This window comes from uncultured Marinobacter sp., from assembly GCF_913055835.1.
In the GTDB taxonomy this organism is placed as follows: domain Bacteria; phylum Pseudomonadota; class Gammaproteobacteria; order Pseudomonadales; family Oleiphilaceae; genus Marinobacter.
The window spans coordinates 19,324-42,439 of record NZ_CAJXKQ010000034.1 but is presented as its reverse complement, the minus strand read 5'-3'; the positions used below and the strand labels follow the sequence as shown (position 1 = coordinate 42,439).

At 60.7% G+C, this 23,116-nt stretch carries 20 protein-coding genes and 1 tRNA gene; 5 read left to right on the top strand and 16 right to left on the bottom strand.

Annotated elements, in window-relative coordinates; genetic code table 11:
* Positions 1-4: 4 nt before the first annotated feature.
* The 9 genes from nuoI to QZ534_RS15750 all read right to left on the bottom strand — a co-directional run bounded on the left by nuoI (position 5) and on the right by QZ534_RS15750 (position 9,465).
* Positions 5-574, bottom strand: a complete 570-nt coding sequence (nuoI, locus tag QZ534_RS15790; protein ID WP_296935761.1) for an NADH-quinone oxidoreductase subunit NuoI — start codon at positions 572-574, stop codon at positions 5-7.
* Between the two features lie 13 nt (positions 575-587).
* Positions 588-1,571 (bottom strand): NADH-quinone oxidoreductase subunit NuoH, encoded by a 984-nt coding sequence (gene nuoH / locus QZ534_RS15785; RefSeq protein ID WP_296935760.1) that lies wholly within the window; start codon positions 1,569-1,571, stop codon positions 588-590.
* A complete protein-coding gene (gene nuoG, locus QZ534_RS15780) occupies positions 1,568-4,330 on the bottom strand; it encodes an NADH-quinone oxidoreductase subunit NuoG (RefSeq protein WP_296935759.1) in 2,763 nt (920 codons plus the stop codon). The genes nuoH and nuoG overlap by 4 nt, the downstream gene beginning before the upstream one ends.
* 38 nt (positions 4,331-4,368) lie before the next feature.
* Positions 4,369-5,739 carry an NADH-quinone oxidoreductase subunit NuoF gene (gene nuoF / locus QZ534_RS15775; RefSeq protein ID WP_296935758.1) on the bottom strand — a complete coding sequence of 457 codons (1,371 nt, stop codon included), beginning with the start codon at positions 5,737-5,739 and terminating at the stop codon, positions 4,369-4,371.
* Positions 5,736-6,245 (bottom strand): NADH-quinone oxidoreductase subunit NuoE, encoded by a 510-nt coding sequence (gene nuoE, locus QZ534_RS15770; RefSeq protein ID WP_296935756.1) that lies wholly within the window; start codon positions 6,243-6,245, stop codon positions 5,736-5,738. Before nuoE ends, nuoF begins: the two co-directional genes overlap by 4 nt.
* A 2-nt stretch (positions 6,246-6,247) precedes the next feature.
* Positions 6,248-8,008: an NADH-quinone oxidoreductase subunit C/D gene (gene nuoC, locus QZ534_RS15765; protein ID WP_296935754.1), complete on the bottom strand. Its 1,761-nt coding sequence runs from the start codon at positions 8,006-8,008 to the stop codon at positions 6,248-6,250.
* Between the two features lie 49 nt (positions 8,009-8,057).
* Positions 8,058-8,735, bottom strand: a complete 678-nt coding sequence (locus QZ534_RS15760) for an NADH-quinone oxidoreductase subunit B family protein (protein ID WP_296935752.1) — start codon at positions 8,733-8,735, stop codon at positions 8,058-8,060.
* Between the two features lie 77 nt (positions 8,736-8,812).
* Positions 8,813-9,223, bottom strand: a complete 411-nt coding sequence (gene ndhC, locus QZ534_RS15755) for an NADH-quinone oxidoreductase subunit A (RefSeq protein ID WP_296935751.1) — start codon at positions 9,221-9,223, stop codon at positions 8,813-8,815.
* 168 nt (positions 9,224-9,391) lie between these two features.
* Positions 9,392-9,465, bottom strand: a tRNA-Gly gene (locus QZ534_RS15750).
* 70 nt (positions 9,466-9,535) lie between these two features.
* On the opposite strand from QZ534_RS15750, the gene QZ534_RS15745 reads away from it, so the two are divergent.
* The 3 genes from QZ534_RS15745 to QZ534_RS15735 all read left to right on the top strand — a co-directional run bounded on the left by QZ534_RS15745 (position 9,536) and on the right by QZ534_RS15735 (position 12,420).
* A complete protein-coding gene (locus tag QZ534_RS15745; RefSeq protein ID WP_296935749.1) occupies positions 9,536-11,260 on the top strand; it encodes a potassium/proton antiporter in 1,725 nt (574 codons plus the stop codon).
* Positions 11,261-11,368: 108 nt separating this feature from the next.
* On the top strand, positions 11,369-11,932 hold the full coding sequence (locus QZ534_RS15740; RefSeq protein ID WP_296935746.1) for a L,D-transpeptidase family protein: 564 nt from the start codon (positions 11,369-11,371) through the stop codon (positions 11,930-11,932).
* Positions 11,933-12,138: 206 nt separating this feature from the next.
* Positions 12,139-12,420: an Lpp/OprI family alanine-zipper lipoprotein gene (locus QZ534_RS15735; RefSeq protein WP_064229359.1), complete on the top strand. Its 282-nt coding sequence runs from the start codon at positions 12,139-12,141 to the stop codon at positions 12,418-12,420.
* Positions 12,421-12,461: 41 nt separating this feature from the next.
* On the opposite strand, the gene QZ534_RS15730 is transcribed toward QZ534_RS15735, so the two are convergent.
* The 7 genes from QZ534_RS15730 to QZ534_RS15700 all read right to left on the bottom strand — a co-directional run bounded on the left by QZ534_RS15730 (position 12,462) and on the right by QZ534_RS15700 (position 20,058).
* On the bottom strand, positions 12,462-13,265 hold the full coding sequence (locus QZ534_RS15730) for a slipin family protein (protein WP_296935743.1): 804 nt from the start codon (positions 13,263-13,265) through the stop codon (positions 12,462-12,464).
* Positions 13,266-13,302: 37 nt separating this feature from the next.
* Complete coding sequence (locus QZ534_RS15725) at positions 13,303-14,790, bottom strand: nodulation protein NfeD (protein WP_296935741.1); 1,488 nt, start codon at positions 14,788-14,790, stop codon at positions 13,303-13,305.
* A 105-nt stretch (positions 14,791-14,895) separates the two neighbouring features.
* On the bottom strand, positions 14,896-15,942 hold the full coding sequence (locus tag QZ534_RS15720) for a L,D-transpeptidase family protein (RefSeq protein WP_296935739.1): 1,047 nt from the start codon (positions 15,940-15,942) through the stop codon (positions 14,896-14,898).
* A gap of 52 nt (positions 15,943-15,994) precedes the next feature.
* Positions 15,995-16,564 (bottom strand): TMEM165/GDT1 family protein, encoded by a 570-nt coding sequence (locus tag QZ534_RS15715; protein ID WP_296935736.1) that lies wholly within the window; start codon positions 16,562-16,564, stop codon positions 15,995-15,997.
* Between the two features lie 227 nt (positions 16,565-16,791).
* A complete protein-coding gene (locus QZ534_RS15710) occupies positions 16,792-18,183 on the bottom strand; it encodes an MDR family MFS transporter (RefSeq protein ID WP_296935734.1) in 1,392 nt (463 codons plus the stop codon).
* A 3-nt stretch (positions 18,184-18,186) separates the two neighbouring features.
* Complete coding sequence (locus QZ534_RS15705) at positions 18,187-18,612, bottom strand: MarR family transcriptional regulator (protein ID WP_296935732.1); 426 nt, start codon at positions 18,610-18,612, stop codon at positions 18,187-18,189.
* A gap of 162 nt (positions 18,613-18,774) precedes the next feature.
* Positions 18,775-20,058 carry an MFS transporter gene (locus tag QZ534_RS15700; RefSeq protein ID WP_296935730.1) on the bottom strand — a complete coding sequence of 428 codons (1,284 nt, stop codon included), beginning with the start codon at positions 20,056-20,058 and terminating at the stop codon, positions 18,775-18,777.
* Between the two features lie 272 nt (positions 20,059-20,330).
* On the opposite strand from QZ534_RS15700, the gene QZ534_RS15695 reads away from it, so the two are divergent.
* Positions 20,331-21,233 (top strand): WYL domain-containing protein, encoded by a 903-nt coding sequence (locus QZ534_RS15695; protein ID WP_296935775.1) that lies wholly within the window; start codon positions 20,331-20,333, stop codon positions 21,231-21,233.
* A 9-nt stretch (positions 21,234-21,242) separates the two neighbouring features.
* Positions 21,243-23,006, top strand: coding sequence for an ExeM/NucH family extracellular endonuclease (locus QZ534_RS15690; protein WP_296935728.1), 1,764 nt, complete (start codon positions 21,243-21,245; stop codon positions 23,004-23,006).
* Positions 23,007-23,116 lie beyond the last annotated feature (110 nt).

The following is a 23,116-nucleotide window of genomic DNA, read 5'->3' as shown; positions in this document are numbered from 1 at the left end:
CGCTCTAGGGCAACAGGGAACGCACGTCCACAGGCTCCTCCTCGTTCAGAGCCTGACCCTTGTCCTTGCCGCCGATGGCCATACCGGCCACCTTGTAGAAGTGATAATCGTGATCCTTGCCCGGGCCGTTGATCAGCAGGTCTTCCTTCTCGTAGACAAGCTGTTGTCGGTCGTACTCGCCCATCTCGAAGTCCGGCGTCAGCTGGATCGCCGACGTTGGGCAGGCCTCCTCACACATGCCGCAGAATATGCAGCGGGAGAAGTTGATCCGGAAAAACTCCGGGTACCAGCGACCATCCTCCTGCTCCCCCTTCTGCAGGGAAATGCAGTCCACCGGGCAGGCCACCGCACACAGGTTGCAGGCTACGCAGCGCTCTTCGCCGTCCGGATCGCGGGTCAGCACGATGCGGCCCCGGTAACGGGGCGGCAGGTAGACCTCCTCATCCGGGTAGTTGACCGTCTCCCGCTTGCGAAAACTGTGCATGAACACCATGCCCAGGGTGCGCAGCTGGCTCCAGGTGGCCGGCACCAGCCAGAGCACGGACTTTATGAACGGGACCTTTTCTTTCTCCATTACCTGGTCCTCCTCAGCCTTCCGGGCTAACCAGCAAAATCACCGCGCCGGTTGCCAGCAGATTGATCAGTGTCAGGGGCAGGCATACCTTCCAGCCGAAGCTCATCACCCGGTCATAGCGGGGCCGCGGCAGCGAGGCCCGCAGCAGGATGAACAGCAACAGGAAGAAGCCGGTCTTGATCGCGAACCATAGGATTGGCGGCAACCAGGGGCCGTGCCAGCCACCAAAGAACAGGGTGACGATGAGGGCGGACACCAGCACCATGCCCACGTACTCGCCAATGAAAAACAGCCCGAACTTCATCCCCGAGTATTCAATGTGGTAACCGTCGGCCAGTTCCTGCTCGGCCTCCGGCTGGTCGAAGGGGTGGCGATGGGTCACGGCAATACCGGCGATCAGGAAGGTACAGAAGCCGAAGAACTGGGGTACCACGAACCACAACCCCTCCTGCGCGGCGACAATCTCGCGCATGTTGAAGGAGCCGGCCAGCGCCACCACGCCCATCAGCGACAGCCCCATGAACACCTCGTAGGAGACTGTCTGGGCGGAAGAGCGCATGGCGCCCAGCAGCGCATACTTGTTGCCGCTGGCCCAGCCACCCAGCAGCACGGCGTATACGTTGATGCCCGCCATTGCCAGGAAGAACAGCAATCCGATGTGCAGGTCGGCGATGCCCCATCCAGGGGTAATCGGTATCACGATGAAGGAAAGCAGCAGGGAGGCAAAGGCAATCACAGGCGCCAGCAAGAACAACGGCCGGTCTGCAAACGGCGGAATCCAATCTTCCTTGAAAAAGATCTTGATCATGTCCGCAACCAGCTGGAGCAACCCGAACGGGCCGACCCGGTTGGGGCCGTAGCGATCCTGCCATAGCCCGAGCAGACGACGCTCGACAATGGTCAGCGCGGCGCCCAGCAGCACCGCGCCCAGCAGAATCACCAGGGCCTGGAACATGGCCCAGAGAATGGCCTGCCATTCCGGGGTCAGCCAGCTCATGGCCGCACCTCACAGGCGGTGCCAGGCGTGGATCCGGGGCCAGCGGTCAGGGTAACCGGTCCAGAGGCGATGCCCGCCGGAGCGCACCCGGCAGGCAAGCCCACCAGTCCCCGGGGCCAGTCCTGCTGAACACGGGCAGGAAGCGTCACACAGGCCTGCCCGCCCGTGACCGTCACCAGTCCCCCCAGCTCGGCACCGAGCGCAGTGGCGTCGGTTTCCGAAAGCAACAGCACCGGTGTCTCCATCCGCTGGCGAATGGGCTCCGCCAGGGCCGAGGTTTCCTCGCCACCGAAAAGACGCGGCAGAACGATGGCACGGTAATCCGTTCCGGACGGCTGAAAGGCCGCCGGAATACTGCCCTCGTAGCGGTAGTGCCCGGGTCGGGTTTCCCACAGCCGGATACCCGGGTCACCACCGCGCAAATGACCGCCCACTTCGTCCGTGAACTTGTTCCACGCCTGGGGCGAATTCCAGCCCGGCGCCCAGGCAAAGGGCACCTGCTGGTGCGGATGGCGGAACCCGCTGTAACCCTCCATGGAAAAGGCCAGTGCGGTGTCAGGGTCCTGGGGGACCCGCGGTTCACTGACGCTCCGGTTTGCCCGCATGGAGGTCCGGCCACTGTAGCGATGGGGCTCACGGGCCAGTCGCAAACCCTCGATCCGGAAACCGGCATCAGGGGCGGCCGCGGTAATCAGTTCAAGATCCGGACAGGCGCGGCTGCACGCCATCGTTACCTGGTCCAGGGTAATGTCCCCCGGTGTCTCGCCGTTCAGTTTGGCCGAGAGCCCGTGCAGCCAGCGCCAGCTTTCGTGAATCCTGGCTTCCGGGCGCATATAGCCCGGTTCGAACACCTGGAAGAACCTCTGGGCCCGTCCTTCCAGATTGACCAGAGTGCCATCGCCTTCGGCAAAGCTGGCTGCCGGCAGTGAGAAGGTTGCCCGGTTCAGCGTGGGTGTGCGCTGATGGTCCAGCACCACCAACGTATCTACCCTCGCCAGGGCTTTATCAACCAGGGCTTCCGGCAGTCGCTGGTAGAGGTCATTCTCGAGGATCACCGCCGCATCGGCGCTTCCGTCCGCCATCTGGTCCAACGCCCACTCCAGGGGCTGGCCGCCCAGTAATGCCAGGCCGGTGCTGTTCACTTCCCGGCGTACAAACAGCAGCCCGCCACGTTTGGCGCGCCGGGCCAGGGCCCGGGCAATGTTGCCGGCGGCCCGGATGATGGCCGGGGAGTCAAGGGCACCGCCACTGACCACCAGTGGACGGTCGGCAGCCATAAGTCCGCTGGCAATCTCCCTGGCCCGGGAGCGCAGCCGCTCGGCCAGGTCCGGCACGTCCGGGGCGGCCGGGTCGATGGCGTGGGCAACCGCAAACCCGAGCCGGGCAATGTCGTCCGGGGCCAGCGCCAGACGGCTCCGGGCAAGGGCATCCAGCTCGGTTTCTGCCGGATAAACAATAAACAGCGGCTGACGATGATCCTGTGCCAGGGTTTTCATGGCATCGGCATGCCAACGGGGAATACCCAGCCTGGCGGCGTACTCCGCCGGAGGCGCGGTAATCGCCTGGCGAATGGACAGGCCAAGCCGCGCGGCGCTTTCCATGGGATCCTCTCCAAGCAGGAGCACGGCATCGTGCCCCTCCACCTCCCTCAGTGTGGGCGCTGGCAGTCCACAGCTTCGCCCCTGTTCGTCCATCAGATTGAGGCAGGCCTGCTCGTTCTCATTGATGCCGGTGGAAAAGTTGGCCTCACCCACCAGTTCCCGGAGCTGATGATTGCTTTCCAGGCTGGCCCGGGGCGAACCGATGCCGATGATCCGGTTAGCGTGGCGCAGGGCCTCGGTTATCCGTGCCAGGGCCGTATCCACCCCGAGTTCCTCCGGCTCCTGCTCCCGCTCCTGCGCTGACCGGAACTCCGGCACCCTGGGCCGGTCCTGGCGGTTCACGTAGCCATAGCCAAAGCGGCCCAGATCACACAGGAAATAGCCGTTCACCTCGCCATGGTAGCGGTTCTCGATCCGCCGGATGTCGCCATAGCGTTCGCCCGGGCTTATGTTGCACCCCACCGCGCACTGGTGGCAGATGCCCGGCGCGAACTGCAGGTCCCATTTGCGGGTGTAGTGGTCAGAGTGACTCTGGTCGGTAAAGACACCGGTTGGGCAGACTTCGGTCAGGTTGCCGGCGAAGCGGCTTTCCAGGGTGCCCTCCTGATGCCGACCAAAATAGACGTTGTCCTTGGCCCCGAATGCACCCAGGTCAGTCCCGCCAGCGTAATCGTTGTAGAAACGCACGCAGCGGTAACAGGTGATGCAGCGATTCATTTCGTGGGCGATGAAAGGGCCCAGGTACTGGTTGCGACGGGTGCGTTTGCGGAACCGGTAACGACGGCGGTCGTGGCCGGTCATCACGGTCATGTCCTGGAGGTGGCAGTGGCCGCCTTCCTCGCACACCGGGCAATCGTGGGGATGGTTGATCATCAGCCATTCAACAACGCTGGCCCGAAACGCCCGGGCCTCTTCGTCTTCAATATCGATGCGGGTGCCGTCGGCGGCCGGCGTCATACAGGACATCACCAGCATACCCCTGTCGTCCTCGCTGTCCTTGTACTGGCGTACCGCGCACTGGCGACAGGCGCCGACACTGCCCATGGCCGGGTGCCAGCAGAAATAGGGGATATCCAGGCCCAGGGACAGGCAGGCCTGAAGCAGGTTGTCTGCCCCGTCCACTTCGTAGCTCTGGCCGTCCACGTGGATGGTTGCCATGGTGCCGGTTTACTCCCTGTTGGCCGTGAGTGTTCGTTTCATACTTGCCCCGCCGGTATGGCATCGGCATGGGGCTTCCCCTTCGGCTGGCCCACACCCTGTTCGAATTCATGCCGGAAATGCCGCAATGCGGTCTGAAGCGGCATGGCCGCGCCCGGCGCATGGGCACAGAAGGTCAGGCCCGGGCCGCAATCGGCTGCCAGCTTGTCCAGCAATTCCACATCGCCGGCTTCACCCTCGCCCCGTTCCAGCGCCAGCAACAGCTTCACGGTCCAGGGCAGCCCATCCCGGCAGGGCGTGCACCAGCCGCAGGACTCCCGGGCAAAGAACTCTTCCAGATTCCGCATCAGCGCGACCATGCTCTGATCCTCGGTCACCACCGTAATCAGGCCGGTACCCAGGCGGCTGCCCTCCTTGCCGACGGTGTCGAAATCCAGCGGCAGGTCCAGGTGTTCCGGCAACAGGAAGCCGGTGCTGGCGCCCCCGGGCAGCCAGGCCTTGAGCTTCCTCCCCTCCCGCAAACCATCGGCCAGTTCCAGCAGCTCCCGGCCGGAGGTGCCGATGGGCAGTTCCCAGAGTCCGGGGCGGTTCACCAGCCCGGAAGCGCCGTACAGTTTGGTGCCGCCATCCCCGGTGCGATCCCCCGACAGTTCCTGGTACCACTGTGCGCCGCGAAGCATCACGGCGGGCACGTTGCACAGGGTTTCCACATTGTTCACTACCGTGGGCTTGCCCCAGGCCCCCGACTGGCCGGGAAACGGAGGCTTGGCCCGGGGATTGGCCCGGTGGCCCTCCAGCGAGTTGAGCAGGGCGGTTTCCTCGCCGCAGATGTAGCGCCCGGCTCCGGTGTGCAGGGCAATATCAAAATCAAAGCCGCTGCCGGCGACGTCCGGACCCAGCCAGCCGGCCTCCCGGGCCTCGGCAAGCGCTGCGGTGAGAACCCGGGCCGACTCCACGTACTCTCCGCGCAGGAAGATGTAGCCATACCGGGCGTTGTTGGCGAAGGCCGCCAGAATCATGCCCTCAATCAACAGATGGGGCTGCTGTTCCATCAGCAGGCGATCCTTGAAGGTGCCCGGCTCCATCTCATCGGCATTGCAGACGATGTACCCGCGAGGGATATTGTTCCCCTGCAGGGTGAGGCTCCATTTCAGACCGGCGGAGAAGCCAGCGCCACCGCGCCCGCGCACGTTGGCCTCCTTCATGGCGGCGATGACGGCGCCGGGATCCCGCTCGTTCAGAACCTGCGAGACTGCCTGATAGCCTTCTTTCGATTCGTATTCTTCCAGGCCCACCACCTGGCCATCATCCCGCAGTCGCCAGGTCAGCGGATGGGTGTCCGGCGAGCGCTCGTCGGCGGGCTGCAGCAGACGGCTTCTGTAGATCGGGGACTGGCGCTGGCTGTTCACGGATAGCCCTCCAGAATGTCTGCCAGATCCTCTTCGCCCACGGGGCCGTAGACGTCGTCGCCGATCATCATGGCGGGCCCACCATCGCAGGCGCCCAGACAGCAAACCGGCAACAGGGTGAAGCGGCCGTCGGCCGTGGTCTGGCCAAGGCCAATACCGAGTCTGTTCGTCAGGTGCTCCCTCAGCTGGTCAGATCCGGTGAGGAAACAGGAACTGCTGTCGCACACCAGGATGACATGACGCCCCACCGGCTGACGGAAGATCAGGCTGTAAAAGGTGGCTACGCCTTCCACGCTGGCCGGCCCCACGCCCAACACCCGGGCAATGGCCGGGATCGCCTCATCCGGTACCCAGCCATGGCGGCGCTGGACCATCTTCAGCGCCTCGATGCACGCAGCCTGGGGCTGCTCGTAGTGGCTGGTTTCCGCGCGCATGGCAGCCTCATCCTCCGGGTGGAGCCGGAAGCCATCAGTGGCAATGTTCTGTGGTGTCGGTGTCGTTTCCATCGTCATCGGTCCACGTCGGCCATTACGAAATCAATGCTCCCCAGGTGGGCAATCAGGTCCGGCACGAAGCCACCGCGCATCACGCTGGGAATCTGCTGCAGGTGCGGAAAACTGGGCGTCCGGATCCGTGTCCGGTAACTCATGGTGTTGCCATCACTGGTCAGGTAATAGCTGTTGATACCCTTGGTGGCCTCCACCATCTGCATCGATTCCTGGGGCTTGAGCACCGGGCCCCAGGACACCTGCAGGAAATGGGTAATCAGGGTCTCAATATGCTCCAGCATCCGTTCCCGGGGTGGCGGCGTGGTCAGCGGATGGTCCGCCTTGAAGTCCCCGGTGGGCATGTGATCCACACATTGTTGGATGATCCGCAGGCTCTGGCGCATCTCGTCGATCCGGAGCTGGCCGCGGTCGAAGACATCGCCCCGGTCACCCAGGGGCACCTCGAATTCGAAGTTGTCATAGCCCGAGTAAGGGCGCTGCTTGCGCAGGTCGAAATTGCAGCCGGTGGCCCGCAGGTTCGGGCCGGTGACACCCCAGGCCAGCGCCTGGGCAGTATCAAAGGCGGCGACATTGCGGGTGCGCTCTCTCACCAGGGCGTTCTCCATCATGGCCCGCTCGTATTCCCGCAGCCGGGGCGGCATCCAGTCGAGGAATTCCTGCACCAGTTTTTCCCAGCCCCGGGGCAGGTCCTGCATCACCCCACCAATGCGATACCAGGCCGGATGCATGCGAAAGCCGGTGATGCCCTCGATCACCTTGTAACCGCGCTGGCGGTCGCTGAAGGTGAAGAATACCGGTGTCATGGCGCCCAGATCCTGCAGGTAGGTCCCGAGAAACAGCAGGTGACTGGTGATTCGGAACATCTCGGCCATCATCACCCGGATGGTTTTCACCCGGTCTGGCACCTCGATGCCGGCCAGCTTCTCCACCGCCAGCACGTAGGGCAGGTTATTCATCACCCCACCGGTGTAATCGATGCGGTCGGTGTAGGGAATGAAACTGTGCCACGACTGACGCTCGGCCATTTTTTCCGCGCCCCGGTGGTGATAACCAATGTCCGGTACGCAATCGATGATCTCCTCGCCATCCAGTTGCAGCACAATACGGAAGGCGCCGTGGGCGGAGGGATGGTTGGGGCCAAGATTCAGGAACATAAACTCAGCGCCGTCCCGCTCCCTTGCCATGCCCCAGGCTTCGGGCACGAACTGGAGGGCGTGCTGCTCGGTCTCCTGGCCTTCCACGGTCAACGTGTAAGGATCAAACTCCGTGGCCCGGGCGGGGTAATCCTTGCGCAGGGGATGGCCGGTCCAGGTGGGCGGCATCAGGATGCGTTCGAGGTGGGGGTGGCCGGCAAAACTGATGCCGAACATGTCCCACACCTCCCGCTCATACCAGTTGGCCGCCGGAAAAACACCGGTGGCGGTGGGAACACTCAGATCTTCCTCAGCCAGACCGATCTTGAGCATGATGTCCCGATTGCGGTGAATGGACATCAATTGGTAGAAAACCGTGAAATCGGAATCCGGCAGGCCGCTGCGATTGCCCCGCAACCGCTCATCTATCGCCGACAGGTCGTACAGCAGGTCATAGGGCGCATCCAGCCCCTTCAGGTAGCCCAGAATGTCAGTCAGAGCCATCCGCGACACCCAGAGCACAGGCATACCGGTACGAGTCTTCTGGCAGCACAGCACGGCCACGCCGAAGTCCCGCTGCAGGGCTTCGACCAGTTCTACGTCGGCGTTTTCTGCGCTACTGCTCATGCTCGTGGTTTGACTCCTGACACTCAGTTGTAAACGACGGCAAGCGGCTTTAAAGCTTGTCGGGGCTCCTCAATTCCGTGGCCTGGATTCGCTGGTCCCGCCACTTCTCGCGCTGCGAGGGCATCTCGGCCCGGTAAACGCCCTGGTCACCAACCACCCAGGACAATGGCCGGCGCTCCTCCTGGATGGAGTCCTGCAACAGCTGCAACCCCTGCAGGAACGCCTCTGGCCGGGGTGGACAGCCGGGCACGTACACATCAACCGGCAGGAATTTATCCACCCCCTGGACCACCGAATAGATGTCGTACATACCACCGGAGTTGGCACACGAACCCATGGAAATCACCCATTTCGGCTCCAGCATCTGGTCGTAAAGCTGCTGGATCACTGGCGCCATCTTGATGAAGCAGGTGCCGGCAATCACCATGAAATCTGCCTGCCGGGGGGAGGCCCGGATCACCTCGGAGCCGAACCGGGCAATGTCGTGGGGCGCGGTAAAGGCGGTGGTCATTTCCACGTAGCAGCAGGACAGCCCGAAGTTGTACGGCCACAGGGAATTCTTGCGGCCCCAGTTGACCGCCGAATTCAGCACGTCGCTCAGCTTGCCGGTGAACACGTTGCGTTCAAGCTGTTGTTTGACCGGGTCCTCGACCCTCTCCCGCCGATCTACCGGATAACGGGTATTGCTTCCCTCAGGACCCTCTGCCCGGGTCAGGGTATAGGCCATGACAACCTCCCTTGATGGTCACACTATCCCGCTCCTCTCCCGATTCGGCGGAATCCGGAGAGCCGGGAAGTGTCTATCTATGCGCCGCGCTTGCGTGCCGGGCTTTGCTCGGGCGCCCAGTCGAGGGCGCCGGTGCGGCTGTCGTATATGAGCCCGGCCAGCAGGATGAAGATGAATACAGCGGCTCCCCAGAAACCGGTCCAGCCGACATCCGGAATGACGATGGCCCAGGCAAACAGGAAAACCGCTTCAATGTCGAAGATGACAAACAGCATTGCCACCAGGTAGAACTGAACAGAAAACCGCTGGCGGGCACTGCCGGCGCCGACGATGCCCGATTCGAAGGGAAGAGACTTGCTGATACCGCGGCTGCGGCCACCCAGAAGACTGGATGCACCCACCATGAAGGCGCAAAGCCCCGCCACCGCCAGGATGAAAAAGCCGGTAGCCCAGTATTCGGCAATGCCATTTGCCGCGCTTTCAGCCATGGAGTTTCCCCTCGACAGCACACAGCTGTCGTGTTGGATACCTGTCTTAAAAGCTAGCAATGGGCCCGGCATTGCGCAAACCCGGGTGCAAAATCAACGGGTAAACACGCAACCGCATGATGCAAAAGATATTACGGGTGAGGCAGGGGAGTATGAGAAGATAAGAATTGGAGCGGGTGAAGGGAATCGAACCCTCGTATGCAGCTTGGGAAGCTGCCGTTCTACCATTGAACTACACCCGCAATAAAATGGCCGCGACAGCAATATAAGCGGTCAGCCCGGCAATGGGCAAGCATTCTGTCTGGAGCAACAATGGACCCAACCTTGACCCTGATTGGCGCCCTGATGCTGGTCATCAGTATCGTGCTAAGCCCGCTTTCCAGCCGGGTGGGCATGCCTGTGCTGCTGATCTTTCTGGTCGTGGGCATGATGATGGGTGAAGACGGCCCGGGTGGCATCCAGTTCGACGATTTCGAGCTGGCTTTCCTGATCGCCAACCTGGCTCTTGGGGTGATTCTGCTGGACGGTGGCATGCGTACCCGGGCGGAAACCTTCCGCGTTGGCCTGAGACCCGCACTGGTACTGGCCACCCTCGGGGTCGCCATGACCGCCGCTGGCGCCGCTGTTGTGGCCTGGTGGGTATTCGATCTGCACTGGCTGACGGCCCTGCTGGTTGGCGCCATCATTTCCTCCACCGATGCCGCCGCGGTTTTTTCCCTGCTGCAGGGGCGGGGGCTGCACCTGAACGAGCGAGTCAGTGCGACCCTGGAAATTGAATCCGGCAGCAACGACCCCATGGCGATCTTCCTGACGCTCATGCTGGTTACGCTGATCGGCAACGACGGTGACCAGGCGGGCTGGGCCGCTCTTTCCATGCTGGTACAGCAGTTCGGCATCGGCGCTGTAGCAGGCATTATCGGCGGTTTTGTCGTGGTGGAGCTGGCCAATCGTATCCGCCTGACACCCTCTCTGTACCCTTTACTGGTAGCAGCCGCAGGCATCTCGGTGTTTTCCGCTACCAACGCCCTCGGCGGCAGCGGGTTTCTGGCCATTTACCTGACCGGCGTGGTGATCGGTAACCGTCACGTCCGGATGATGCCGATGATCCTCCAGGTTCACGACGGCCTGGCCTGGCTGGCCCAGTTGTGCCTGTTCCTGATGCTGGGGCTGCTGGTAACGCCATCAGACCTGATCCCGCTGGCTGGCGGAGGATTGATACTGGCCCTGGCCCTGATTTTCGTCATCCGCCCGCTGACGGTCATGCTTACCCTCTGGCCTTTTGCCTTTAACCGTCGCGAGATGGGTTTTATTAGTTGGGTTGGACTGCGAGGCGCTGTCCCCATCGTTCTGGCCCTGTTTCCGATCATTGCAGACTTGCCGGAAGCCCAGCTGGTATTCCACGCCGCTTTCTTTATCGTTCTGGTATCTCTTCTGGTTCAGGGCACCACCATGACACCGCTGGCCAGAAAGCTCCGTCTGGAGGTGCCGGCTGGCGAAGATCCCTATCGAAGACTCCCCCTGGACGCCCCGGCGGCGGGAGACCATGAGCTGATGCTGTTCCCGCTGCGCGGCGAAACCTGGCAAACGCCACGCCGATTGGGTCAGCTGCGCTTTCCGGAGAACACGGCAGTGGCCGGGGTTTTCCGCAACCGGGTGTGTCTGCAGCCAAAAGCGGACCTGGAAGTATCCAGTGGCGACATGGTCGCAATGTTCGCGACGCCCAGCGTTCTGCCGGAGCTGGGCAAGGCTCTGAGTGGCCGCCATGCGCCCAAATACCTGGCGGAGCGAGCCTTCTTCGGTGATTTCGTGCTCAACGGCGATGCCCTGCTCGGGGACGTCGAGCAGGTCTACGGCATTGAGTTTGACGACCTGCCCCCGGAGCTTTCCCTGGCCGAGTGCTTTGCGAAACGAACCAAGGGGCATCCGGTTGTTGGTGACGTGGTTACCCTTGGCCCGGTAACGCTGGTTGCAAGGGCCACCAGTGCCGACAAGGTCACCAAGGTGGGCCTGAAGATGGACAGTTCACAAAATGTCTGAAGAGCAAACCAGATAGCCAAAAAAGTTAACAAAACCCCTTAACAGATCCCTGGCGGGCTATGGTATAAAACCACCTGTACAAAGATTAATCATTGGTAAGTTAAGGACATGAGTATCTCCCGCGCGCTGTTATCCAGCCTAGCCCTGCTCTGCATGGCTTCTGCTCCAAATGCCTTTGCATCCGAGCTGCTGGCCAAAGCCGACACCCGGATGCCGGTTGCCACGATGTATGAGCAGGCGGCTATTCAAAACGTCAGTAAGGTTGTGGTTCGCAAGGGAGAACGCCGCCTGTACCTGATGGATGGTGAAGACGTGGTTCGCAGCTACCGCATTTCCCTGGGCGACAACCCGGAAGGCCACAAGCTGTATGAAGGCGACGAGCGCACGCCCGAGGGCGACTACACCCTGGACTGGCGGAATGCCGAGAGCGATTTCTACAAATCCATTCACATTTCCTACCCCAGCGAGCGGGATCGGGAACTGGCATCGGCCTGGGGCCTGGATCCCGGCGGCAGCATCATGATTCACGGCCTGCCCAATAACGTCGGCGACATGGCGTTTGCCTACACCGGGCTGGACTGGACAGATGGCTGCATCGCAGTTACCAACGAAGAGATGGACGAGATCTGGCAACTGGTGTCCAACGGAACCCCCATCAGCATTCATCCCTGAGCCAAACCTGACCGCAGTATTAAGTTGTTGTCATATGCTTAGCAAATTTACGTATCTGTAGTTAACATTCCTGCTTACAGTGTTTTACACTGTTTAACGACTCCGGTAGTCACTGCCTGACAAACGTTGCTGCGCAGGTTGACAGGAAGTCGTCTATACTGACTTTCGGATCACAGGAAATAACTCGACCAATAAGGGGATTTACAATGCGTAAACTGACGATCGCCGGGATTGCACTGGCTACTGCCCTGACTGCAGGTTGTGCCACAACTGACCAGGGCGCTATCGACGAAGCAAATGCAACCGCCAGCTCCGCTGAGCGCACTGCAGAGAATGCACTGAACACCGCTAACAGCGCTGCCAGCTCCGCCCGCACTGCCCAGCAGACTGCGGAAGAAGCCCTGGCCGCTGCTCGTGCAGCACAGAAAGCTGCTGACGAAGCAAACGAGCGTGCCAAGCGCATGCTCGAGCGTGCCAGCCAGAAATAAGGCTGATACGTAACAGAAAGGCCGGCATTGCCGGCCTTTTTTTATGCCTTGGAATCGGGCTTTTCCGGTTCGGGTTTGTCCGGCGTGAAGGGCTTGTTCTCTTTCAGGAACGTGGTCATCAGTTCCATCGGCAGCGGGAAGACAATGGTGGATGAGTTGGTGTTACTCATGTCCGCCAGAGTCTGCAGGTAACGCAACTGCATGGAACCGGAGTTGGTGGACATGACATCCGCCGCTTCCACCAGCTTCTTGGACGCCTGCAATTCACCCTCTGCGTGGATGACCTTGGCACGACGCTCACGTTCGGCCTCGGCCTGGCGGGCAATGGCACGAATCATCGACTCATTCAGGTCCACGTGCTTGATTTCAACGTTGGCCACCTTGATGCCCCATTCCTCGGTCTGGGCATCAATAATTTCCTGGATATCGGAATTGAGCTTGTCCCGCTCTGACAGCATTTCGTCGAGGTCGTGCTTACCCAGCACCGACCGAAGCGTAGTCTGCGCCAGTTGGCTGGTTGCGGAATTGAAGTCTTCCACCCGGATAATGGCACGTTCCGGATCCACGACACGGAAGTACAGTACGGCATTTACCCGCACCGTCACGTTGTCGCGGGAGATAACGTCCTGGCTCGGAACGTCCAGAGTGATTACCCGCAGGTCTACCCGGACAATCTGCTGAATGCCAGGAATAACAATGATCAGCCCCGGGCCTTTAACGCCCTGGAAGCGCCCCAGGAAAAACACAACGCCCCGCTCGTACTCCGGCAGGATCTTGATGGCCGAAGCAAGAATCAGCAGTAACACCACCGTGGGTGCCAGATAGGGAATCAGATCACCAATCATACGGCCTCCTTGTATTGCCGTTACTTTGTCTGCCGGTTCAGCCGTTGTCCGGAATGACCCTGACAGTTACCGTTAAACCCTCTATCGCTGTCACTTGAATTCGGTCGCCTTCTTTGACGGCCTCCTCGCTGATCGCATTCCAACGCTCACCGCTGAGCCGAACATGGCCGCGGTAATGGCCATGTTCTTCGGAGAATTCATCCAGTGCCACGCCTTCTTCATGGGTCAGCTGTTCGGTACCACTGACCGGATGCCGTCGGCGCAGTCCGATGAACCGGGTCACTGTCCACAGGATAAAGCCGGCCGCTACAACGGCCGTCCCGCCGATGGTCGGCAGGGAAATGTCCCGGTGACTGCCATCCATCAGGATAATCGAGCCGGTCACAAAGGCGACAATCCCGCCGACCCCCAATATCCCGAAACTGGGCACAAAGGCTTCCCCCACGATGAACGCCAACCCCAGGATGATCAGTGCCAGGCCAGCGTAATTCACCGACAGTACCTGGAAAGCAAAGAGCGCAAGAATCAGGGAGATGGCACCAATCACGCCTGGCACCACGGCGCCGGGGTTGGCCAGTTCGAAGATGATGCCGTAGAAACCGATGATCATCAGGAAATAGGCAACGTTCGGATTGGTAATCACCGACAACAGGCGCGTGCGCCAGTCCGGCTGGGATCTGACGATTTCCAGATTGGCCGTGTTCAGGGTCTTGTCACCGGACGCCATGCGAACAGTGCGACCATCCACCTGCTGAAGAAGATCCCGGATGCTGGGTGAAACCACGTCTATAACGTTCTTCTCAAGAGCCTCATCGGCACCAAGATTTACGGCTTCACGGACCGCTTCTTCGGCCCAGTCGGCATTGCGGCCATGCCGCTCCGCCAGCCCGCGAATGTAACTGACCGCGTCCTCCAGAACCTTGCGCTCCATTGCAGTACCACCGCGACGTTTTCCGTCATCATCGCTGGCTTGCTGGTCACTGTCAGATGACGAGCCGGAGGTGGAATCCGAACCTTCCTCGGATTTCGGTTCGCCGGTGGCCGGATCGCTCTCCGGTTCCGGGCTACCCGGCAGACCGCCCATCTGCACAGGCGTGGCGGAACCCAGGTTCGTCGCCGGTGCCATGGCAGCAATGTGACTGCCATAGAGAATATAGGTGCCGGCACTGGCCGCCCGGGCGCCCTGGGGGGATACATAGGTCGCGATGGGCACGTCAGAGGCAAGAATTGCCTTGATGATGTCCCGCATGGAATCCATCAGCCCCCCAGGCGTGTCCATTTCGATAATCACCAGACCGGCACCTTCGGATTCCGCCCGGCGAATGCCCCGGGTGACATAGTCCATGGTCGCGGGGCCGATCGCACCCTCAACCGTGAGTACCAGAGCAGTGTCGGAGGATTGCTGTTGCGCAAAAACCTGATGGGCCAGGGATGCCAGCGCGAGCAGCACACCTGTCAGGAATACCAGAGCCCAGGCCCGGAGGCGGGCGGGATTCTCTGATCGCATGGGACGGTGTGCCTGCATAAAGCCTCCCCGGATCCGGAAGAAATTCAACTTGATACAGATACGATGGCAGCAGGGCCGCAGTTCTGTGCTACAAACGACGACAACCGTATTCAGCGCACCGCATCAGAAGTATAGCCGCTGCTCCGGCTCCTTGGCCGATTCCGGCGACTTCTCTTCCACGGTCTTGTCTGCGGCCACCCGGGTCACCCGCTCGCCAATCATGGTCGGCAGGCCGTCCGCCTGGTCGACGGCCAGTTCAATGGCACCGCGCTTGACCTCGACATCCGGATGACGGGCCCGGAACGCTTCAACTTCGGCAAACACCTGCTGCCATAAGCGCTCTCGATCTTCGCGGGGATAGTCTTCGTGGGGGCGATGTACCTCAAGCCAGACTTCACCATTCGAGAAACCAATCTTGACGGCATCGTGCACCACCTGGACCGGCGTACCCTTCTCAACCTGGTAAACAAACCTCGAGATATCCTCGTTATACATTCGGAAACAGCCGTGACTGACCGGCATGCCGACACCAAACTTCTTGTTGGTACCGTGGATCAGATAGCCTTTCTCGCTCAGCATCAGGGCATGGGTACCGAGCGGATTGCCGGGGCCGGGAGGAATCATCCGGGGCAAATATTCACCAGACGCTTCATACTCCGCGCGAATGCTGGCAGGTGGGTACCAGGCTGGCGATTCCAGGGGCATGGTGACTTCGGCATCAGTCAATGGAGAGGGATTCTCCGCAGTTCCTACTCCAACCGGGTACACCTGTACCCCACCATCGGTGAAGTAGTACAGACGGTACTCTGCAAGGTTGATGACAATACCCTCGCGCCGGGAGTCGGGGAGCACATACTGGCGCGGAAGTGTAATCATGGTGCCTTCCCCGGGTAGCCAGGGGTCCACGCCGGGGTTAGCCTTCACCAATTCCAGATAGCCCATGGCCAGACGGTTGCCGATACCGGCAAAGGTATCCTCGTAACGGGTCTCGAACACGCCAAGCTCGCCCGCCAGGTCGCCCTGAATCGGGAAGGTGGGTACACGAGGGCTTCTGTCCGGCTCCTCCTGGGCTTCCGGATCCTTGGCAGTATCCAGAGGCTCCGCAAACCCTGTGGCCGGGAACACGAGGAACTGCGCAAGAGAAAAAACCGTTAAGAATCTGAACCACATAAACAACATTCCGAAAGCATCAGGCAACCGGGTACAGTGACAGCAAGTACCCTCAGGAGTTCATAAAGGTCGCCCATACTGTTACGACGGCAAGCGCTACGAAAAGCACACTTGCACCAATCCGGGCTGTGGCAAGGGGCAACCGTTCCATCAGCCAGCGTCCCGCCATGATAACCGGTATGTTAGCCAGCAGCATACCCACTGTGGTGCCCAGAATAACCCAGAAGGTCTCGGCAAAGCGGGCCGCGAGAACGACGGTTGCCACCTGGGTCTTGTCGCCGATCTCCGCCAGGAAAAACATGATGGTGGTGGCCATGAACGCCCCCATGCCCAGAAATTTCGAATCGTCGCTGTCATCCTTGTCCGGCACCAGCAGCCACAGAGCGATGACGACGAAACTGACCGCCAGAATCCACGGCAACCAGGCTTGTGGAATGAAGGAAGCGATCCAGGCACCGAGCCAGGCAGATAAGGAGTGATTGAGAACCGTTGCGACAAAAATGCCGAGAATAATGGGCAGGCGAGTGGCGTAGCGGGCAACCAGGAAAAGCGAGAGCAACTGGGTTTTGTCACCAATTTCCGCTATGGCAACAGCAACCGTTGAGGCGAGGAAAGCGTCCATGAAAAACTCCAGGGCGGATAACCAGACATGAGGCAGCCCACCTTCCGCCCAATGGAGGTGAAACCGCCTCAGGTCTTGCCAATATCACCGGTGTTGCGGTGATACATGATAGCCACGGGGATTTGGCCCCAAGTGTGTTGACTACCATCCGACCGGCAGTTCCGGTTCGGAGGCTACTCCCCTGAAGAGATGTCGGCATAGTAATGAATCCGGAGCACGGCCGCAACCTACGCCCGCATTCTCCAAACCGGAATCGCAGCCACCGCCACGAATAGCGCCACCAGCCACCAGGCAGAATGGAACGCGTTGATTGTGGGCATCCCGGAGGCGTGCTCGCCGAATTCCACAGTCAGTGCCACCAGGTTGACACCAAACGCGCCCCCCAGCTGGCGCATGAAGTTCAGGGTGCTGGAGCCGGCCCCCAGCTCCTGAGACTCCAGAGGATTCAGGGCGCCGGTGGACAGGGCAGGAAGCATGAAACCGATCCCGATTCGGCCGAGGACCGTCCAGAGCACCAGCCAGCCGAAAGCAAGTTCAAGGTCAGACAAGGCGAACAGCATGGCGGAAAGGGCAAAGGCAGCAATTCCAAAGACCACCAGAACCCGGGCGCTGTGCCTGTCCGCCAGCCGACCGGCTAGGGGAAACGTCATACCCAGGACAATCCCTGCCGGTAGCATCAGCAAACCGGCCTGGGTCGCACTGAAACCCAGTGCCGTTTGCACGAACAGAGGAATGAGGTAGGTGGATCCGAACAGTGCCAGCCCGAGGGCCATGGCACCCAGACAGGCGAACAGAAAGACCGGTTTGCGCAGCAGAGCCATGTTCACCAGCGGATGCGCTGTCCGTCGCTCACGCAGCACGAAGAGCAGCAACCCGGCAAACGCCAGTATCCCTTCAGCGAGAATCCACTTCTCCTGCCCCGCCGCCTGTTGCAGACGGTTCAGGGTGTCGAGTGACACGGCGATGGTGAACCCGAGCAGGATCAGGCCAGGCAGATCGAAACGATAGGGCGCCGGCCGGGAAACCGGCAACGGCAAGAATCGCCAGGCCATCAGAACACCCACCAGGGTGACGGGAGCCGGCGCGAACATTACATAACGCCAGTCCAGCTGATCAACAAGGAAGCCTCCCAACACCGGACCCAGAGCCGGTGCCAGGATCACCCCCATACCATAGATACCCATGGCCTGGCCGCGGCGATCGCGGGGAAAGATCCGGAACACCAGGTACATGCCCATGGGCTGCATCAGGCCCGCCATGGCGCCCTGGCCTATCCTTGCAGCGATGAGCTGTCCCGGTGTCTCGGCAAAACCACCGGCAAGGGAAATCAGGGTGAAGAGAAACATGGCTACGGCGAGGGTCTTGCGGACCCCGAAGTGATCCAGTAGCCAGGAGGAGGCAAGCATGGTGGTGGTCATGGCGGCGATGAAGCCCGTTGCCAGCCAGTGAACCTGGCCCTGGCGAATGCCGAACTCCAGCATGATATCGTGCAACGCCACGTTTACCACGGTGGCGCTGAGTACGGTAGCCATGGTGCCTATCATCACCGTGGCCACAGCCAGCCAGCGCCAGCGATCCCCGTAACGGGCTTTCAGGCCCTCAACTGAATTATCAGCCAAGGATCACTTCTGCTTTTCAGCGTTTTCCAGGATCTTGTTGAAGACCTTTACGGTGCACTCGATCTCTTTGTCGCTGATGCCCTCGAGCATTTCCTCGCGCAGCACTTCTGCTCGCTCGGAGAGATCATCCATAAATGCCCGACCGGCGCTGGTCAGATGCAGGCGACGCGCCCGGCGATCGTTCGGGCAGGGCCGGCGTTCGATCAACCCTTGCTGTTCGAGACTGTCAAGCAGTCGAACCAGGGTCGGATTCTCGATCGCCATCAGGCTGGCCAGCTCCCGCTGGGTAAGCCCTTCACCGCCTTTCTCCAGGTACACCATGGTGCTCCAGCGCGCCTGGGTGACGCCCAGATCCTTCAGGCGCTCATCGAGCATTTTTCTCCAGCGCCGGGTAACCCGGGCTACCGCAAAAGGAAACTGGTCTCTCATTTGTCGTCACTCCATTTCAGAAAAGGGCATGGCCCCGGACCGGCGCACTTGCGCACTCGGCCAACTAATCACATTATCGGAAAGTCACCAATAGTATGCTAACCATTGAAATAAAAACAGATACGGAAGTAAAAACAAAATCGGGGAAAACCGAAAGCAGCGTCAGCTCGCCTGACGCTGCTCCTGATGAATCTCCTCAACTTCCGGAGACTCGTGAAATTCTGTATTTCGTGGGTCGATCTCGGCGAGAACCGGCGATGCTTCCGGCATGGCCGGCACGAAGTGCTCCTGATCCGCAACGGCAACGTCCTCGGTATTGCTAATGCGGTAACTGGTAATCACCGCCAACAACAGCAGGAAGCCGGCATTGCCGAAAAACAGGCCTTTCGGGCCCAGCAAGTTGATCAGTTCCGCCATGACAACCGGCCCGATAACACTGCCAACCCCGTAACTGAGCAGCAGCGTGGCGCTGGCGGCAACGATGCGGGTACTCTCCATACGGTCATTGGTAATGGCAACGGCTACCGGATACAAAGCGGCTGAAAGCCCCGTGAACACACCAACCAGAAGGGTCAACAGCCATGCATTATCGGCCCCGAGGACCCCAACACCGCCTGCGGCGGCGGCCGCCATAACCGCGATCCAGAACATCACCCGGCGCCGGTCAAACTTGTCACAAAGCCGTCCCAGCGGCCAGGCAAGGATCATGGCCGCGACAATGGCACTGGCCATGAACGTGGACGTTCGGGCAACGTCCAGGCCAACCAGGGTTGCGTACACCGGCCCAAGCGCATAGAAGCCCCCGATCATGACACCACAGATCAGGGCGCCGGCAACCCCGCTAAAGGACTCCCTGGCCAGGGTAAAGATGGAAATACGTTGAACTTGTTCAATGACCGGTGCTTCCATCCGGGTCATTGAGAGCGGCACCAGAGCCAATGTCAGCAGAATGGCTGCAATCGAGAACGGCATGAAGTTGGCCGGATCGCCAATGTTGACGATGAGCTGTCCCCCGGCGGCGGACAGGTAAAACACAATCTGGTAAACCGCGAACAACGCACCGCGGTTGGCATTGGTGGCACGACTGGAGAACCAGCTCTCGATCACCACCAGCACACCGGCAATACTGAACCCTGACAGCACCCGCAGCACCGCCCAGAAAATCTCGGAAACGGCCATCGGGTAGAGCAGTGACGTAACGGCAGCGGCAGCGGCAAACACGGCAAAGGCACGAATGTGGCCAACCCGGCCTATAATCCGGTGAACGTACAGAGTGCCCAGCACAAAACCGATGGAGTAGCAGACCAGAATCCAGCCGATAATATCCGGCGAGATCGCCTCGATACTCAGGCGAATACCCAACAGCGTCATCAGAAACGCATTACCGCTGACCAGCAGAACAATGCTCAGAATCAGGGCAGACAGGGAGGTGACCATTCGGGTCATTACAGCGGCTCCGGGGCGTTAACGGGTATTTTCAATTGGATGACAGACAAAATAGCAGCAAGTCCCGGACTTTGCCGGCTGCGTATTAGATCAGGAGCGGGAAGCGAAACCACTAGGCACTTCCCGAAACCTGTTAACCGCGTCACAAAAACCCGCAAAGGCCGCCGTAGAGCCGTTTAACAGGGTTTTACATTAATGTGCCGTAACAGACCCTGCGGACCGGAGCAGGTAACATGAAGTCGAGCTATTCATTGGACCGTGAGCGCCTGGTTATGAAAAAAACGGACTGGCCCATCCGCTGGGATCTGCTGCTTCGCTATCGACTCATCGAAACCATTGCCCTGTGGGAAGGTCGCCTGACCACCAACCACATTTGCCACAGTTTCGGCATCGGTCGTCAGCAGGCGTCCAAGGACATCAATACCTACCTGCGCGAATTGGCGCCGGGCAATCTGGTTTACGACCGTCACCTGAAAGGCTATGTGCCGGCGGAGAAATTCCGTCCGGTGGTTACCCGGGGGGTGGTGAACGAGTATCTGGATCTGCTTGCCCGCCAGCAGAATCTGAGCAACACGTTCGAATCCCTGAACATTGGTCTGCCGGACAGCACCGTGGTTCAGGGTCCGAACCGCGTTATTGCTCCGGAAACCATGCGTGCCGTGGTGACGGCAACACGGCAGGGCAGACAGTTGCGCGCCAGCTATGCCTCCCTGAGTCGCCCGGAAGCCGTGGAGAGCATTCTTGAACCTCATACTCTGGTATGTGCCGGCAACAGCTGGCACTTGCGGGCCTGGTGTGACTCCAACAGGGAGTTCCGGGACTTTGCCCTGAGCCGTTTCCGGACCTCGCCCGAAGCTTTACGGCAGCGAGCCAGGCACAGCCGGGATCAGGATGAGCACTGGAACCGGGAGGTAACCCTGGTGGTCACCCCTGACCGACGCCTGACCGAAGCCCAGCAACAGATTATCGCCCGGGACTACGGTATGGAGCATGGCCGCCTGGAAGTTGCCACCCGTGCCGCCCTTGCACCCTACGTGCTGTCACGGCTCGGCATTACCTTTGACAACCAGCATCCGGATCCGCTGGTACAGCAGCTTGAGCTGGCCAATCCGGATCAGCTTGGGTTTGGCAGCAAGCGGGAACAGGCCCTGAAAGCCGTTGCCGGCCTCAGTTAAACTGCCTGTGTGAACTCTCAAGTCCGGCGGTATTGCTTTGTCTGTTTCCTGATTCCGCTGTTTCTGCCCGCAGCAGCAACGGCGGAAGAATCGGCCTGTGGTGATCCCGCAACCCCCATTTCACAGGTACAGGGCACTGGCCCCGCCTCGCCCATGGCCGGCGATACCGTCACCGTCGAAGGGATTCTGACCCAGGATTCCCGGGCAAAGGGCGGCTTTGGCGGTTTTTACCTGCAGCAGGCCGACCATCAGACCGACGGGGATCCCACGACTTCCGAAGCCCTGTTTATTTACACCGATCGTGGTATCGCCGATGTCGGCGTGCGACTGCGGGTCACCGGAACGGTGAAGGAATACCACGGGTTGACCGAACTGGTGTCTGTTCGGAGCATCCGGACTTGCGGGCGTGAGACGCTGCCAGCGCCGGTTCCGGTAAGCCTGCCCTGGACCGTCGATCCGGAACATCTGGAGAACATGCGGGTGACCTTCCGTCAGTCCCTGACGGTGGTCGACAACTACAATCTCGGCCGCTACGGCGAACTGGCGCTGGCTGCCTCCGATCAGATCCAGCCCACCGAGTATCTTCCCCCTGGCGACGATGCGCACAGGGCTTCAATCCGCAACCGCGAGAACCGCGTGCTGCTGGACGACAACCGGTCTATCAGAAACCCGAGGCCCATACCCTGGCCCCCCGGAGGTTTGTCCTCAACAACCGCACGCTCTGGCGACCAGATCGAGGGGCTACTCGGGGTGCTGGACTTCCGTTTCGATGCATGGCGAATCCAGCCCGCCCGGGAACCGGTTTTTCTCGCGACCAACCCGAGAAAAGCCGCACCGCCGCCGCTGTCCGATGACCCCGTGCGGATCCTGGCAATGAATCTCGGCAACTTTTTCAATGGCGATGGTCGTGGCGGCCAGTTTCCGACCAGCCGGGGTGCAGAGACATGGGCAGAGTTTCAGCGCCAGCAACAGCGGCTGGTGCACACGCTTCTGGCCCCGGACCCGGACATTCTTGCGGTCACGGAACTCGAGAACGACGGTTACGGCCCGCACAGCGCTATCGCCAGCCTGGCCGAAGCCCTGGGCAGCCCGTGGCGGTTTGTCCGCACGCCAGGCCGGGATGGCGATGACGAGATCCGTACAGGTTTGCTCTACCGCGGCGACCGGGTCAGCGCCATTGGTGAACCGGAACGGCTGGCCAGCGGGCCTTTCGCATCAGGCGGCCGACCTCCGTTGGTCCAGGATTTCAGTCGTGTCGATGGTGATACAACCATCCGGGTGATCGTTCCGCACCTGAAATCAAAATCCTGTCGCGGTGCCCATGGAGATGATCGGGATCAGTCTGATGGCCAGGGCTGTTACGCCAGCCGGCGGACGAACGAAGCACAAGCGCTGGCCGGATGGCCCGGCCTTGAAGCCGGGGGCGCCAAATCGGCCGGCACCCTGATTATCGGTGACCTGAACAGTTATGCCCGTGAACAACCCATCAGGGTGCTGGCAAAAGCCGGCTTTATCAGCATGGTGCACCACTTCCACCCCTGCACTGAGACCCGCTGTCGCCACTACACCTACCGATACCGCGGCGAGAAAGGGTCGCTGGATTACGTTCTCGCCTCTGAGACGCTGAAACCAAGGGTGGTGGGCGCCTGGAGCTGGCTGGTGAATGCCGATGAGCCGAGGGTGATCGGCTACCAGGGGGATCAGCCGGCCTCCGGCCGGGGACCCTGGCGCTCCAGCGACCATAACCCGGTGATTGTCGACCTGAAACTCTGACTTCCGACAACCAGGCACAGGTAATTTGTTGCCCATCCGCCGACCCCGACGGGCATTGTGGCCAAGGCTCCGGATGCTGGTCCCGGTAGACTGGGTTCAGGCCCCAAACC